The organism is Nocardia sp. NPDC088792, assembly GCF_044750615.1.
Lineage (GTDB): Bacteria > Actinomycetota > Actinomycetes > Mycobacteriales > Mycobacteriaceae > Nocardia.
Genome location: NZ_JBIVKC010000001.1, coordinates 127,364 through 141,997 on the forward strand (window position 1 = coordinate 127,364; position 14,634 = coordinate 141,997).

Consider the following 14,634-nt stretch of genomic DNA (forward strand, 5'->3'; position numbering starts at 1 on the left):
TCCCTAATAGACGCTACCGTCTGTTCGCGCAAGACCGACGCTCGGACACGCACTGTAAACCTGCACTTCAGACCTGTTAGCGGGCACGCGGATGGGCGGTCGCCCACACTTCGTGGAGCGTGCCCACGGTCACCAGAGTGTAAATCTGGGTGGTCGTCACCGAGGCATGACCGAGTAACTCCTGTACCACTCGCACATCTGCGCCACCGTCCAGCAGGTGTGTTGCGAACGAGTGCCGCAATGTATGCGGAGACACCTGAGCAGCGATTCCGGCGCGCTCGGCGGCGGATTGCAAAACCTGCCAAGCGCTTTGACGCGATAGGCGACCGCCACGATGATTCAGGAACAAGGCGCTGTTTCCCCGGCCGTTGAGCGCGAGCGCGGGGCGTCCCCGGACCAGATACGCGTCGAGTGCGGCGAGTGCGGGGCGCCCGATCGGAACCATCCGTTGCTTCCCGCCCTTACCCCGCAACACGACCGCCCGCTCGGGCGTGTCGATGTCGTCCACGTCCAGCCCGACCAGTTCGGAGATCCGAGCCCCGGTGGAATACAACAACTCCAGCAGCGCCCGATCCCGCAATCCCCGCGGCCCATCCGCCGCCGCTCCCCCGGCCGCCTCCAGCAACCGCGAAACCTGGTCGTACGGCAATGCTTTCGGCAGTCGCCGGGCCGGCGTGGGCGGTTTCACCGGATGCGCGACATCCACCTCCGCGATCCCCTCCGCCGCCGCGAACTTGTGCAACCCCCGCACCGCCACCAGCGCCCGCGCCGCCGAACTGGCAGCCAGCGCCGGATGCTCCGCATCCCCCGCCCGCAACGCCACCATGAAATCCCCGATATCGGTCTCCGCCACGCGCGCAAGCGTTTCCACCCCACGCCCGTCCAGAAACTCCCGATACCGCCCCAGATCCCGCCGATAGGCACTCAACGTATTGCGCGCAGAACCGCGCTCGACCGTCAGGTGGTCGAGGTACGCATCGATCTGCCGGGTCAGCACGAAAGACATCATTGCAGGTGGGGCCGACACCATCGCCGCAAGAGGCAGCGACGCAGATCGGAATCGAACCGACGAAGGTCCTGGATGAAAGCCAGGCCGCCCATGACCATCAGAGCAACTGCGCCGCGTTCGACGCTAGCAAGGAGCCCCGGGGAAGCGGTATTCATTTTCCCTGAACAGCTTTCGGGCGGTCAGAGCTCGGCGACGACTCGGAAGCGGGCGGCTATCGGTCATCACACCATGGTGGAACCTCAATCATCCTTCAGGTCAAGGGTTCCGATGCGGTCGGCGAAGCCGGATTGTCGGTAGCGGGTTCTACGATCGGGAGCCATGACGTCTCTCGCGGATCGCCCGAACTCGGCTGTGATTGTCATCGATGTGCAGAACGGCGTTGTCGGCAACGCTCATCAGCGGGATGCGGTGGTCGCGTCCATCGGACGGCTGGTGGACAAGGCGCGCGGGTCCGGGGTGCCGGTGCTATGGGTACAGGACATCGGGGAGGATCGCGTGTCCGGGAGCGAGGCGTGGCAGATTGTGCCGGAGCTGGTTCCGGGCGGGGACGAACCGCGCATCGAGAAGCTTTACGGGGATTCGTTCGAGGACACCGATCTGGAGGCGGTACTCACTCGGCTCGGGGTGGGGCGGGTGATTGTTGCCGGGGCGCAGACGGATGCCTGTATACGGTCCACACTGCACGGCGCGTTCGTGCGGGGGTACGACACCACCCTGGTGACGGATGCGCACACCACCGAGGACCTCACTCAGTGGGGTGCGCCGGCGCCGGAGGCCGTTATTCGGCACCTCAATCTGGTGTGGCAGTTCACTTCCGCGCCCGGGCGTACGGCGGAGTCGGTCACTGTGGACGAGGTCACGTTCGGTTAGTGCTGGGCGGCTTTGCGTTCCAGGAAGGCGGTGGGCATGCCCGGCCAGGGGGCGTCGGCCGGGCGGAGGGCGGCGCCTGTGGAGCGTGCTGTCATGAGGGCGGTGACACCCGCTACCGCCGTGGCGTTGGTGATCTCACCGGCCAGGGCCGCCTGCACCGCCTCGGTGAGAGGGACGCGGCGGAGCTGGATGTCGGCTTCCTCCAACTCCGGTTCGGGGCGGTCGGTTTCGTAGAGGTCGGTGGCCAGATAGATACGCAACGCCTCATCGGTGAAGCCGGGCGACAATGCGATATCCACCAAGACCGACCAATTGCGTGCCGCCAGGCCGGTTTCCTCGGCCAGTTCGCGCTTGGCCGCCTCCAGCGGATCCTCGCCGAGCTTGTCGAGCAAGCCGGCGGGGAGTTCCAGCAGGCGCCGGCCGACCGGGTGGCGGTACTGATTGATCAGGACCAGGTTCTCGTCCTCATCCAGAGCCGCGACCGCCACCGCCGCATGATGTTCGATGACCTCACGCTCGGCGGTGCGGCCGCCGGGCATGACCACCTCGTCCAGCCGCAGGGCGAGGATGGCGCCCGAGTACACGATGCGGCTGGACACGGTGTCGAACTCGTGTGTGCCGGGCGCCGATTCGGTGGTCTCGGCGGCCCGGTCACGGTCGGAGGAGGATGTCACTTGGACACTTTCTCACCCTCGGGGGCGGGAACCTCTTCCGGGATCTCCACGGGAAGGCGTTCGGCGGCCTTGTATTTCAGGGCGGCCGAGATGAGCGCCGCGAACAGCGGGTGCGGGCGGGTCGGACGCGACTTGAGCTCCGGGTGCGCCTGGGTGGCGACCAGGAACGGGTGCTTGTCCTGCGGGTATTCCACGAACTCGACCAGGTGGCCGTTCGGGGAGGTGCCGCTGAACTTCAGGCCGCTCTTGGCGATCTTGTCGCGGAAGGCGTTGTTGACCTCGTAGCGGTGCCGGTGCCGCTCGGACACCTCGGTCGCACCGTACGCGGCCGCCACCACCGAATCCTTCTGCAGCACAGCCGGGTACGCGCCGAGGCGCATGGTGCCGCCCAGGTCTTCCTCGCCGGCGACAATCTTCTCCTGATCGGCCATGGTGGAGATGACCGGGTACTTGGTGTCCGGCTCGAACTCCGCGGAGTTGGCGTCGGTCATGCCCACCGAACGCGCCGCCTCGATGACCACGCACTGCAGACCCAGGCACAGACCCAGCAGCGGAATCTTGTGGTCGCGGGCGTAGCGGATCGCACCCACCTTGCCCTCGATGCCGCGAATACCGAAGCCGCCCGGAATCAGAATGCCGTCGACATCGGCCAGATGCGCCCGCGCACCCGCCGGGGTCTCGCATTCATCGGACTGCACCCAGCGGATATTGACCTTGGCCTTCGAGGCGAACCCGCCGGCGCGCAGCGCCTCGGTCACCGACAGGTAGGCGTCGGGCAGATCCACGTACTTGCCGACCAGTGCGACGGTGACCTCTTCGCGCGGGTTGTGCACCCGATCCAACAGGTCGCCCCACACCGTCCAGTCCACGTCGCGGAAAGGCAGGCCCAGCTTGCGCACCACGTACGCGTCCAGGCCCTCGCGGTGCAGCACCTTCGGAATGTCGTAGATCGACGGCGCGTCCGGTGTGGAGATGCAGGCGTCCACATCCACGTCGCACATGAGCGCGATCTTGTTCTTCAGCGGCTGCGGCACCTCCCGATCGCAGCGCAGGATGAGCGCGTCGGGCTGGATACCGATATTGCGCAGCGCCGCCACCGAGTGCTGGGTCGGCTTGGTCTTCAGCTCGCCCGAGGGACCCAGGTAGGGCACCAGCGTGACGTGCAGGAAGAAGCAGTTGTCCCGGCCCACCTCGTGGCGGATCTGCCGCGCCGCCTCGAGGAACGGCTGCGATTCGATATCGCCGACCGTGCCACCGATTTCGGTGATCACCACGTCCGGGACCTGACCGTGCAGATCGGGTCCGGTCATGGCGGTGATGCGGCTCTTGATCTCGTCGGTGATGTGCGGGATCACCTGCACGGTGTCGCCGAGGTACTCGCCGCGGCGCTCCTTGGCGATCACCTTCGAATACACCTGGCCGGTGGTCACATTGGCATACCCCGACAGATCGCGATCGAGGAAGCGTTCGTAGTGTCCGACATCGAGGTCCGTCTCCGCGCCGTCCTCGGTCACGAACACCTCACCGTGCTGGAAGGGGTTCATGGTGCCGGGATCGACGTTCAGGTACGGATCCAGCTTCTGCATCGTGACGCGCAAACCGCGCGACGTAAGCAGCTGACCGAGGCTGGAGGCGGTCAGTCCCTTACCGAGTGAAGAGGCGACACCGCCGCTGACGAAGATGTGTTTCGTGGCTGCGCGCGCCGGAATCCGTGAATTACCCACGGGTCTTCACAGTAACACGGTGTGTGGTTGCCTAACGAATGCCACGCGCGATAGCCACGCGATCACTGGCTGACATTTCGTCCCATCGACCCCATCCGGCACTACAGGCACACCCTCCTCCGGCTACCGTCCAGCGACCCGGTAGGAGCGCACGGCCAGCGGCACGAAGACAACCAGGATCCCCGCCGACCACAGCAGTGACGCGGGCACCGGGTGCCGCAACGGCCACGCCCCGCTCACGGCGACACCCGGATTGCCGAAAAGCTCACGTAGCGCGGCCGCCACCGACGACACCGGATTCCAGTCCGCGATGGTTCGCAGCCACGCCGGCATGCCCGTGGTCGGCACGAAGTTGTTGGACAGCATCGCCACCGGAAACGCCAGCGGCGTCAGCCGATCCGCGGTTGCCTCATTGTCGAGCAGTAGGCCCAACACCACACCGACCCAGTGCAGCGCATAACCGAACAGCAGCAGCACACCCGCGGCGGCGAGCGCCGCACCGAGGCCGTGGTGAATGCGCCAGCCGACCGCCAGCCCGCACAGGCCCATAGCCATGTACCCGGCGAGCGACAGGATCAGATCCGCGCCGGTCTGGCCGAACGGCACCGCCGACCGCGCCATCGGCATGGAACGAAACCGATCCATCACACCCTTGCCATTGTCGGCGGCCACCTTGTTCATGGTGACGATGACCGAGAAGGTCGCGGTCATCGAGAAAAGGCCGGGCATCAGGAATTCCCGATAATTGCCGCCGCCCGGCACCGCGATGGCGCTGCCGAAGATATATCCGAAGATGAGCACCGTGAAGATCGGGAAGATCAGGGCGCCGACGATCTCACTCGGCGCGTGCCGCATCTGAGACAGGTTGCGGCGCACGATGGTCCAGCCGTCACGCAGGGCGTACATCAGGCCACGCTCTCTTCCAGCTCGTCGACCGGATTCCCGGTGAGGGACAGGAACACTTCGTCGAGACTCGGTGCGCGCAGGGCCGCGTCGGCGATCCGGATGCCGGCGGCGTCGAACGCACGCACCACCGCGGGAACGGTCACCGCCTCGACGCAGACGCCGGAGACGCTGCGCCCCTGCGGATCCCGTTCCGCACGACCGCCGGTGAGCCGGGACAGCACGTTCGAGGCAGCGGCGCCGTCGGCCGGGTCCGCGAGGTCGACACGCACCCGGGTTCCGATGGCGGACTTGAGATCCGGAGGCGTGCCTTCGGCGATCACCGTGCCGTGGTCGATGATGACGATCCGGTCGGCGAGCTGGTCGGCCTCGTCGAGGTACTGCGTGGTGAGCAGAACCGTCGTGCCCGCCGCGACCAATTGCCGCAGTGTGGACCAGATTTCATTGCGGCTGCGTGGATCGAGGCCGGTGGTCGGCTCGTCGAGGAACAGCAGTTGCGGTGCGACGACCAGTGAACTGATCAGATCCAGTCGCCGGCGCATACCGCCGGAATAGGTGGATACCAGGCGATTTCCGGCGTCCTCCAGGTCGTATCGGGTGAGTAGTTCCCGTGCCCGGGCACGGGCGGTGCGCTCGGGCAGGTGCGACAGCCTGCCGAACATGAGCAGGTTCTCGTAGCCGGTGATCTTCTCGTCCAGGGCGGCGGACTGCCCCGCCAGCCCGATGATCGTGCGGACCCGGGCCGCGTCGCGCACCACGTCGAAGCCGCCGATGGTCGCGCGCCCGGCGTCCGGCAGGGTCAGCGTCGAAAGGATGCGCAGCATCGTCGTCTTGCCCGCGCCGTTGGGTCCGAGCAGACCCACCACCGAACCGCGCCGGACGGACAGGTCCACACCCGCGACCGCCCGGGTATTTCCGAATCTCTTCTCCAGGCCCTCGGCCTCCAGCAGCACGTCACGCATGAATTCTCCTATGAGTACAAGGTACGCATAAGAAGCTACGCCGATGGGTACCTCGTACGCAATGGCTCGTTAGGATGGACCCATGACCACCGCGGACGATGCCGTCATCTGGATGCGACCGGAGGCGACCGGACGCGGCCGCGCACCCGGATACACCCGCTCCCAGATCGCGAATGCCGCCATCGCCATCGCCGATGCGGAGGGGCTCGAGGCGGTCACCATGCGGCGGGTCGCCAAGGACATCGGCGCGGGACCCATGTCGCTCTACCGCTACGTGCGCACCAAGGAAGAGCTGCATCTGCTCATGGCCAACGAGGTGGTCGGACCGCTCGAAGAGTGGATCGGACCCGAGAACTCGGACCTGGCAACGACATTGAGCCGGCTGGCCCGCGCCACCCGCCGGCAGGTGCTCGCGCATCCGTGGTGGGCGCAGATCGTTTCGGTCTCGACACTGGTCGGCCCGAAATGGATCGACGTCATCGAGGGCGCGACCGCCCGGCTCGGGGGGCTGTCACTGGACATCGACGAGATGATGGAAATTCCCGCCACCGTCCGGACTTTCGCGCTCGGCTACGCGCAGAACGAAGCCCGGCGCGGACAGGCCGAGGCGAATACCGAAATGGCGCAATGGGGTCCGTACATCTCGACGTTGATCGACAGCGGTAACTATCCTTACCTGCGCCGCATCATCGCGGACGCCCGTGGACCGCACGAGCATGATCCGGACGCGCATTTCGAACGCGCGCTGGCCCGCCTGGTCACCGGCATCCAGGCGACCATCGCACAGTAGAGCGTCAGTGCGGCATGGCCGCGACCGTGAGCGAGGTTGCCTTGTCCGCGGTGCCGTAACGGCCGGTGCCGCCGTTCAGCTGCTCGCTGAGGCCGAGAACGGTGGTGATGCGGCCGATTTCGCGATCCACATTGTCGACCGTGGTGACCGTGGCGAGCGGCGCTTCCGAGCGCGCCACCGCGATCGGTCCGGGGCCTTCGGCCGCGCCGTAGCGGCCGGCCAGGACGACGCCCGCGCCGTGGGCGCGGAGGGCGCCCGCGAAGCGGGCGATTATGGTGCCGCGATTGTTCTGGTCCGCCTTCGAGCCGTCACCGGTGACGACGACCGCGAGCTGGGCGGGGGCGACCGTGTCGGCGGTCAGGAAACCGCCGCCGCGCAAGGTTTCCACGGCGAGGCTGCGTTCCTGTTCGGTGCCGCGCGGCTGGCCGTTGGCCGGATCGGTGAGCAGTACCTGGCCCAGCAGGTCACCGGCCATGCTGCCCTGATCGACCGCATCGATCTTCAGCTGCGCGCCGGCGGGCACCACATTGGTGAGGGCGCTGCGCAATCGGTCGCCCTCCGAGGAGTCGACGAACGCGCCGGTCAGGCCCACGCGGCCGGTGACATTGGCGCCCGCGGTGGTGAGCGCGGTGGTGACGGCGTCGGCGTCACCGGGATCGGTGTCGGGGGTGGTGAACACCAGCACGGTGCGATTGGCGAGAGTGCCGGCGAGCAGCTTGCCGGCCGAACCGGCGAGGAACGCGTCGGCGGCCTTCACCTGATCGTTGAGGCGGCCGTTCTCGGCCTTCAGATCGTCTATCTGACTGCTGTTTCCGGAGCCGGGGAACAAGCCGTCGCCGTGCACGCGGGTGCCGAGCACCACGCCGACCGCGAGGGCCAGGAACACTGCGGCGATCGACACCGCGTGGTGGCGAAAGGAAATCATGCTCCCCTACCTGTACCGGTTCAAATGAGTGTGGACCCAGCTCGATAGTCGCTCCCAGGCATGCTGCACCCAGGTGATGGCGCCCTCGCCCATATGGGTGGCGAGCACCACGACAATCAGCGCAACCAGGGCGGCGAGCACGACCAGCGCGACCGCCCACCCGGAACCCCGGTGACGGTACAGCGACGCAACGGCTTTCGCATCCATCAGCTTGGTGCCCATTTTGAGGCGTGTCAGGAAGGTTGCCGGATTCGAGTCGCGGCGGCCGCGGTCGAAGAAGTCGTCGAGGGAGGCGGCCGCGCCGACCGTCACGATCAGCGAGGCGCCGTGGTGATCGGCGATGAGCAGCGCCAGATCCGCGGGCGCACCCGAGGACGGGAAGGTGGTCGCGCCGATGCCCAGATCCTGGATGCGCTCCAAACCCTTTGCGTGGCCGTCGGTGTCGGCGGGCAGGATCACTTCCGCGCCGCATTTGAGGGTGGTGGCGGTGATTTCCTCCGGGTCGCCCACGATCAGGTCGGGGCGGTATCCGTTGCGGGTCAGGGTATCCGCGCCGCGGCCGACGCCGATGAGGATGGGCGCGTACTCCTTGATGAAGGGTTTGATGCGCTTGAGATCGTCGGCGTGCTGGGGGCCGTCGGCCACCACGACCACCTGCCGCTTCTTCATGTCGACCACCACGTCCGGCACGCCGATTCCGTCGATGAGCAGCGAGGATTCGGTGCGGATGAACTCGATGGTGTTGCCCGCGAACGCTTCCAGGTGATCGGCGAGCCCGTTGCGGGCCTCGATCATGCGTTCGGCGATGCCGGCCTCGGTGAGTTCGAGGCCCTCGACCAGGGCTTCGGGTTCCTTCTTCGATAGTCTGTCGGTGTAGACGACGCCTTCGACGACCCGGACCTTGATGCCGTCCTTGATCTTGGTGAAGACATCGGAGCTGACCGCGTCCAGCAGCTGGATTCCATTGGCCACCAAGACTTCCGGCCCGAGGTTGGGGTATCGTCCGGAGATGGAGGGCGAGGCGTTGATCACGACGGCGACCCCCGCTTCGACGAGCCGGTCGGCGGTGAGCCGGTCCAGGTCCATCTCGTCGAGGACCACCACATCGCCGGGTCCCACCCGCTGCAGCAGCCGCCGGGTGTTGCGGTCCACCCGGGCGATTCCGGTCAGACCAGGCAGCGTTTCGGTGGTACGCGAAAGCAGGGCCAGCATCCTCATAACGATCGATGATTACCGCAAAGTCTCAACCATTGGTGGAGGCGCGCCGGTCCTACCGGCCATTCGTCACAGTGATGCCAGTCGCTTGACCGGGGTTCCGCCTATCGCACCTATCTTATTACCGGTGGGTAAGGATATGCTCCGGACACCGGCACGAAAGGAGACACCGCCGTCATGCCCGCAACCACGGTCGAAACCGTCATCCCCGCCCCGCGCGACGTCGTCTACAAGCTGTTCAGCGAGCGTGACAGCCTCAACTCGGTTCTGCCCATACAGATCTCGTTGAAGAAGCCCGGCGCGGGCAGCCCCTCGGGCGTCGGCGCCCAGTACCACATCGGCCTCGCCGGCATCGGCCCCACCGAGGAGACCACCGAGCTGGTCCCCGGTGAGAAGATGGTCTACCGCGTCATCGCCGGCGCCCCGGTCAAGCGCCACGTCGGCACCATCACCTTCGCCGACGCGCCGGGCGGCACCAAGGTCGTCTACACCATGGAATCCGAGCCCAGCCTGCCCGTGCCGGGCGCACTGCTGGAAATCGGACTCAAGGGTCTGATCAATGCGTTCCTCGGCGGCGCCAAGAAGGCCGTCAAGTAAGACTGCTGCGAAAGGGGCTCGACCGGATCGGTCGAGCCCCTTTCGATGTCCGGAGACTCAGTCCTCGAAGGCGGGCGGGCGGCGATCGCGGCGGGCCCGGATGGCCTCGTCGAAGTTCTCGGTGGTCAGGCGGACATAGAGCTGGGCCGTGCCCTCGTGCTGCATATGTGATTCGAAACTGCCCGCCTCCAGGCCGCTCCACAGCATGCGCTTGGTGAGTTCCGCGCCGACGCGGCTCCAGCGGATGATCTGTTCGGCTGTGTCGTAGCAGGTTTCGAGGAGTTTATCGCCGGGCACGACGCGGGAGACGATGCCGATGCGCTCGGCCTCGGCGGCATCGACGTCACGACCGGTCAGCATGATCTCGAAGGCGCGAGTGGTGCCGATGGCCCGCGGGAGCAGATAGCTGATGCCCAGTTCGGCCGAGGTGAGGCCGTTATTGATGCCCGCGGCGCGGAAGTACGCATCCTCCGCGGCGATCCGGATATCGGTGCCGACCGCGAGGCAGAAACCACCGCCGATGGCGGCGCCGTTGATCGCCGAGATGACCGGCTGATGCATGCGGCGGATGGTCAGCATGACGTTGTTGAGCAGTTCCATCGAACGGCGCGCCACGCTGGTCTTGGTCAGGCCCTCGACGCCGGGCACCCGCCCGGCATGGGTCAGATCCGCGCCGCTGCAGAAGCCGTGCCCGGCGCCGGTGAGGACCACCACCCGCACCTCGTTGTCCGCGGCCACCGCCTCGAGGGTCTCGCGTAGCGGCACCATCACGTCGAACGCCATGGCGTTCATGCGCTCCGGGCGATTGAGCGTGACCAGCGCGATCCCCGGGCGCGGCTTCTCGACGAGCACGAACGACATGCAGACTCCTGACCAGAAACTGGAACTCGTTCTAGAATCTACGCGAGAACCGCAGCCCGGCACCGGAAAACTCCCACAACGAAACAGAGACCCGCACCTGGTGGTGCGGGTCTCTGCCGAACCGATACGACCTACTCCGCGGCCGCCTGCACAGGCTCGGCGGACAGCGCGTCCGCGGCCGACTGCTCATTGTTGCCGAGCCAGCCGTGAATCCGCTGCGTCACCTCGCCGGCCGTGAGGCCGAGCTCCTGATGGATGTGCGCACGCGAGGCGTGGTCCAGGAAGCGCTGCGGCACACCGATATCGCGGGCCGGCACATCCACACCGGACTGCCGCAGGGCAGCCGAAACGGTCGACCCGATGCCACCGTGCAGGCCACTGTCCTCCAGCGTCACCACCATGCGGTAGTTCTCGGCCAGCTTCACGATCGCGTCCGACACCGGCAGCACCCAGCGCGGATCGATGACCGTGGCCGAAACACCCTCGGCCGCCAGCAGATCCGCCACCTTCAACGCCGTCTCCGCGAAGGTGCCGACCGCCACCAGCAGGACATCGCCGCGCACGGATTGCGCCGCCGCGTCCTCGATATCGGGCAGGCGCAGCACATCCACGCCCTCGAAACGCTCGACGGCCGAAATATCCTCGGCGACAGAGCCCTTCGGGAAGCGGATGGCGGTGGGTCCGTCGCCGATGCGCACGGCCTCCGCCAGTTCCTCACGCAGCGTTGCCGCATCGCGCGGGGCCGCCACTCGCATGCCCGGAACGATGCCGAGGATCGACAGATCCCACATGCCGTTGTGCGAGGCGCCGTCTTCGCCGGTGATGCCCGCGCGGTCCAGCACCAGGGTCACCGGCAGTTTCAGCAGCGAGACATCCATGAGCAGCTGGTCGAAGGCGCGGTTGAGGAAGGTGGAGTAGATGGCCACCACCGGGTGCAATCCGCCCAGCGCCATGCCCGCCGCCGAGGTCAGTGCGTGCTGTTCGGCGATGCCGACGTCGAACATGCGCTCCGGGAAGCGCTTTCCGAAAGCGGACAAACCCGTCGGACCCGGCATGGCGGCGGTGATGGCGACAATATCGTCGCGCTGCTCGGCCTGCTCGATGAGCTCGGCGGAGAACACCGACGTCCAGCTGACGCCCGACGAACCACCCAGCGGCTCACCGGTCTCCGGATCGATACGCCCGACCGAATGCATCTGATCGGCCTCATGATCCTCGGCCGGGCGGAAGCCGCGGCCCTTCTGCGTGACCGCGTGCACGATGACCGGGCCGCCGAAATCCTTGGCGCGCCGTAGTGCGGCCTCCAGCGCCACGATGTCGTGACCGTCCACCGGGCCCACGTACTTCACGCCCAGATCACTGAAAAGCTCTTGCGGCGCAACGGCATCCTTGATGCCGGTCTTGATGGCGTGCAGCATCGAATACGCCGACTCCCCCACGCCCGGAATGCTCTGCACGATCCGCTTGGTGGCGTCCAGCGCGTGCTCGTAGGCGGGCTGCATGCGCAGGCCCGCGAGCCGCTCGGCGAGGCCGCCGATGGTCGGCGCGTACGAGCGGCCATTGTCATTGACCACCACGATGACCGACCGGTCCGTACCGGCGGCGATATTGTTCAACGCCTCCCAGCACATGCCGCCGGTCAGCGCGCCGTCCCCGACCACCGCGACCACATGCCGCTTCTGCCGGGTCAGCGCGAACGCCTTGGCGAGCCCGTCCGCGTAGGACAGTGAGGCCGACGCGTGCGAGGACTCCACCCAATCGTGCGCACTCTCCGCCCGCGACGGATAACCCGACAATCCCCCCTGCTTGCGCAGGGTGCCGAAGCCGTCCTTGCGACCCGTCAGGATCTTGTGGACATAGGCCTGATGGCCGGTGTCGAAGATGATCGGGTCGGCAGGCGAGTCGAAGATGCGGTGCAGCGCGATGGTGAGCTCCACGACGCCGAGATTCGGCCCCAGGTGCCCGCCGGTCACGGCGACCTTCCGCACCAGGAACTCGCGAATCTCCTCGGCCAACTCGCAGAGTTCCGATACCGACAGCCGGCGCAGGTCCTCGGGCGTGTCGACCCGGGAAAGCACTCCCACGGCTATTGCTCCCTCCGGATGTCTCCTGTGTTTGCAACAGTCTACGGAGACCTCCGGGGCCCCCGACGCCAGGAATAGAACGCCACCTGCGACATCCGCGACAGATGTGAGGCTGCCCACACACAGTACCCGGATACAGTTGCCCTGTGGTCCCCTCCGGCGGTGTCGTGGCCCGCATCATCGACGAGGTGTACGAGCTGTGCCGAGCCGACACCTCCGGCGCGCTGGCCGACTACATTCCCGAACTTGCGGCGGTACAACCCGATTCGTTCGGTTTGTGCGTCGCCACCGCCGACGGGCAGATATACGGCAGCGGGGATCTCGACACCTCGTTCACCATCCAATCGATCTCCAAACCCTTCACCTACGCATTGGCATTGGCCGATCGCGGGATCGGGGAAGTGGCGTCGCGCATCGATGTGGAGCCGTCCGGGGAGCCGTTCAACGAAATCAGTCTCGACCCCAAGACACAGCGGCCGCGCAACCCGATGATCAATGCCGGCGCGATTGCCGCGGCGTCGCTGGTGACCGGCCGGGACGCCGCCGACCGATTCGCCCGAATCCGCCGCAGCTACAGCCGATTCGCGGGCCGCGACCTGCGCATGAACGAAGCCGTCTACGCCTCCGAGGCCCGCACCGGATACCGGAACCGGGCCATCGGATACCTGCTGCGCGGCGCGGGCATCATCGACATCGACCCGGACGAGGCGGTGGACCGCTACTTCCGGCAATGCTCCATCGACGTCACCTGCCGTGACCTCGCCCTCATGGCGGCCACCCTCGCCAACAACGGCGTGCACCCCCTGACTCGCGAACGCGCGCTCTCCGGTCCCCTGGTCGAACAGGTGCTGTCGGTCATGACCACCTGCGGCATGTACGACGCCGCCGGCGACTGGGTGACCACCGTCGGCCTGCCCGCGAAAAGCGGTGTGGGAGGCGGCATTCTCGCCGTCCTGCCGGGCCAGATCGGCCTCGCCGTCTACTCCCCTCGACTGGACGCCCACGGCAGCAGCGTGCGCGGCGTCCGGGCCTGCCGCGAACTGTCGAGCCGCCTGGGCCTGCACTTCCTGCACGTGACCCGCGCCGCGCACACCGCCATCCGGGCCGCCTACTCCGTGGCCGAAGCGCCGTCCCGATTGCGCCGCGACGCCGACGAATTGGCGCTACTGCGTCAGCACGGACACCACGCGCGCATCTTCGAACTACACGGCGACCTGTTCTTCGCCGGCGCCGAATCCACCGTGCGCGCCGTCGAGGAAACCACCGACGACCTCGAGGCGCTCGTCCTGGACCTGCGCGAGGTCGGCGAGGTGAGTCCCATCGCCATCCGCATGCTCGACGATCTGCAGAACGAACTCGCCGCCGCCGGCTGCCGCGTCGCCCTCGTCGACCCGGACGGCAAACTCGGGCACCTGGTCTCCAGCCTCGACCCCAACGACCCCCGCGGGCGAGTGTTCATCGACCGCGACGCCGCCACCGAATGGTCCGAACAGATCGTGGTGGACCTGCACCGGCCACCCGACGTCCTGCCGCCCGCCGCCTGCACCGTGGTCGAACATCCCGCCCTCGCCGATATCTCCGACGACGAACGCGAGCAACTGGCAAAGGAATTCGAATCCCGAACGGTGGCCAGGGGCGAACGGATCATCGCGCGCGGCAGCGCCCGCGCCGGACTGTTCCTCATCCTCGACGGACGCGTCCGCATCACCTTCGAAGACCGTGCGGGACGGCGACATCGGATCACCACCCTGTCGGCGGGCATGTCCTTCGGTGAGATCTCGCTGCTCGCCGGCGTCAGATTCGCCAACGACGTCTACGCCGAAACGACCGTGCGACTGGCCGTGCTGCCGCCGGAGAAGTTCGACATGCTCACCAGCCAAGCGCCCGAAGTGAAACTCGCCCTGCTGGAACGACTCGCGGCCGCCGCCTACGCCCAAGCCGACGCCGCCGTCCGCGCGCTCGCCGCCCACGGCGGCATCTGACGCGCACGGAATCCGACCTTCGAACGACCGAGAACGGC

General features: G+C 67.0%; 13 protein-coding genes and 1 tRNA gene. 4 read left to right on the forward strand and 10 right to left on the reverse strand.

Annotation, left to right across the window (positions count from 1 at the left end; genetic code table 11):
* Positions 1 to 76: 76 nt before the first annotated feature.
* A complete protein-coding gene (gene xerD / locus ACIP5Y_RS00560; protein WP_400349029.1) occupies positions 77 to 1,006 on the reverse strand; it encodes a site-specific tyrosine recombinase XerD in 930 nt (309 codons plus the stop codon).
* Positions 1,007 to 1,045: 39 nt separating this feature from the next.
* Positions 1,046 to 1,122 (reverse strand) — tRNA-Glu (locus ACIP5Y_RS00565).
* A 205-nt stretch (positions 1,123 to 1,327) separates the two neighbouring features.
* On the opposite strand from ACIP5Y_RS00565, the gene ACIP5Y_RS00570 reads away from it, so the two are divergent.
* Positions 1,328 to 1,879, forward strand: coding sequence for an isochorismatase family protein (locus tag ACIP5Y_RS00570; protein ID WP_400346325.1), 552 nt, complete (start codon positions 1,328 to 1,330; stop codon positions 1,877 to 1,879).
* Here ACIP5Y_RS00570 and ACIP5Y_RS00575 read toward each other — a convergent pair.
* The 4 genes from ACIP5Y_RS00575 to ACIP5Y_RS00590 all read right to left on the reverse strand — a co-directional run bounded on the left by ACIP5Y_RS00575 (position 1,876) and on the right by ACIP5Y_RS00590 (position 6,142).
* The gene (locus ACIP5Y_RS00575; protein ID WP_400346327.1) at positions 1,876 to 2,553 is read right to left on the reverse strand and encodes an NUDIX domain-containing protein; all 678 of its coding nucleotides are present in this window, start codon (positions 2,551 to 2,553) and stop codon (positions 1,876 to 1,878) included. The genes ACIP5Y_RS00570 and ACIP5Y_RS00575 overlap by 4 nt on opposite strands.
* Positions 2,550 to 4,277, reverse strand: coding sequence for a CTP synthase (locus ACIP5Y_RS00580; protein WP_400346329.1), 1,728 nt, complete (start codon positions 4,275 to 4,277; stop codon positions 2,550 to 2,552). Before ACIP5Y_RS00580 ends, ACIP5Y_RS00575 begins: the two co-directional genes overlap by 4 nt.
* Positions 4,278 to 4,400: 123 nt before the next feature.
* Positions 4,401 to 5,183 carry an ABC transporter permease gene (locus ACIP5Y_RS00585; protein ID WP_400346331.1) on the reverse strand — a complete coding sequence of 261 codons (783 nt, stop codon included), beginning with the start codon at positions 5,181 to 5,183 and terminating at the stop codon, positions 4,401 to 4,403.
* Positions 5,183 to 6,142 (reverse strand): ATP-binding cassette domain-containing protein, encoded by a 960-nt coding sequence (locus ACIP5Y_RS00590; protein ID WP_400346333.1) that lies wholly within the window; start codon positions 6,140 to 6,142, stop codon positions 5,183 to 5,185. The genes ACIP5Y_RS00585 and ACIP5Y_RS00590 overlap by 1 nt, the downstream gene beginning before the upstream one ends.
* An 82-nt stretch (positions 6,143 to 6,224) precedes the next feature.
* Here ACIP5Y_RS00590 and ACIP5Y_RS00595 point away from each other — a divergent pair, with 82 nt between their 5' ends.
* Positions 6,225 to 6,932 carry a TetR/AcrR family transcriptional regulator C-terminal domain-containing protein gene (locus ACIP5Y_RS00595; protein WP_400346335.1) on the forward strand — a complete coding sequence of 236 codons (708 nt, stop codon included), beginning with the start codon at positions 6,225 to 6,227 and terminating at the stop codon, positions 6,930 to 6,932.
* Between the two features lie 4 nt (positions 6,933 to 6,936).
* Here the strand turns inward: ACIP5Y_RS00595 and ACIP5Y_RS00600 are convergent, their stop codons facing one another.
* Together ACIP5Y_RS00600 and steA are read right to left on the reverse strand one after the other, a co-directional pair.
* Complete coding sequence (locus ACIP5Y_RS00600; protein WP_400346337.1) at positions 6,937 to 7,857, reverse strand: copper transporter; 921 nt, start codon at positions 7,855 to 7,857, stop codon at positions 6,937 to 6,939.
* A gap of 6 nt (positions 7,858 to 7,863) precedes the next feature.
* The gene (gene steA / locus ACIP5Y_RS00605) at positions 7,864 to 9,075 is read right to left on the reverse strand and encodes a putative cytokinetic ring protein SteA (protein WP_400346339.1); all 1,212 of its coding nucleotides are present in this window, start codon (positions 9,073 to 9,075) and stop codon (positions 7,864 to 7,866) included.
* Positions 9,076 to 9,249: 174 nt separating this feature from the next.
* On the opposite strand from steA, the gene ACIP5Y_RS00610 reads away from it, so the two are divergent.
* Entirely contained in the window at positions 9,250 to 9,669 is a 420-nt protein-coding gene (locus ACIP5Y_RS00610) for an SRPBCC family protein (protein ID WP_400346340.1), read from the forward strand.
* Positions 9,670 to 9,726: 57 nt separating this feature from the next.
* Here the strand turns inward: ACIP5Y_RS00610 and ACIP5Y_RS00615 are convergent, their stop codons facing one another.
* Positions 9,727 to 10,530 (reverse strand): enoyl-CoA hydratase, encoded by an 804-nt coding sequence (locus ACIP5Y_RS00615; protein ID WP_400346341.1) that lies wholly within the window; start codon positions 10,528 to 10,530, stop codon positions 9,727 to 9,729.
* Between the two features lie 131 nt (positions 10,531 to 10,661).
* The gene (dxs, locus tag ACIP5Y_RS00620) at positions 10,662 to 12,614 is read right to left on the reverse strand and encodes a 1-deoxy-D-xylulose-5-phosphate synthase (RefSeq protein WP_400346343.1); all 1,953 of its coding nucleotides are present in this window, start codon (positions 12,612 to 12,614) and stop codon (positions 10,662 to 10,664) included.
* Positions 12,615 to 12,760: 146 nt separating this feature from the next.
* On the opposite strand from dxs, the gene glsA reads away from it, so the two are divergent.
* Entirely contained in the window at positions 12,761 to 14,596 is a 1,836-nt protein-coding gene (gene glsA / locus ACIP5Y_RS00625) for a glutaminase A (protein ID WP_400346345.1), read from the forward strand.
* Positions 14,597 to 14,634 lie beyond the last annotated feature (38 nt).

Excerpts from the sequence above, each read along its gene's own strand:
- xerD (WP_400349029.1), bottom strand. The coding sequence starts at position 1,006 with ATGTCTTTCGTGCTGACCCGGCAGATCGATGCGTACCTCGACCACCTG.
- ACIP5Y_RS00570 (WP_400346325.1), top strand. The coding sequence starts at position 1,328 with ATGACGTCTCTCGCGGATCGCCCGAACTCGGCTGTGATTGTCATCGAT.
- ACIP5Y_RS00585 (WP_400346331.1), bottom strand. The coding sequence starts at position 5,183 with ATGTACGCCCTGCGTGACGGCTGGACCATCGTGCGCCGCAACCTGTCT.
- ACIP5Y_RS00590 (WP_400346333.1), bottom strand. The coding sequence starts at position 6,142 with ATGCGTGACGTGCTGCTGGAGGCCGAGGGCCTGGAGAAGAGATTCGGA.
- ACIP5Y_RS00595 (WP_400346335.1), top strand. The coding sequence starts at position 6,225 with ATGACCACCGCGGACGATGCCGTCATCTGGATGCGACCGGAGGCGACC.
- ACIP5Y_RS00600 (WP_400346337.1), bottom strand. The coding sequence starts at position 7,857 with ATGATTTCCTTTCGCCACCACGCGGTGTCGATCGCCGCAGTGTTCCTG.
- steA (WP_400346339.1), bottom strand. The coding sequence starts at position 9,075 with ATGAGGATGCTGGCCCTGCTTTCGCGTACCACCGAAACGCTGCCTGGT.
- ACIP5Y_RS00610 (WP_400346340.1), top strand. The coding sequence starts at position 9,250 with ATGCCCGCAACCACGGTCGAAACCGTCATCCCCGCCCCGCGCGACGTC.
- ACIP5Y_RS00615 (WP_400346341.1), bottom strand. The coding sequence starts at position 10,530 with ATGTCGTTCGTGCTCGTCGAGAAGCCGCGCCCGGGGATCGCGCTGGTC.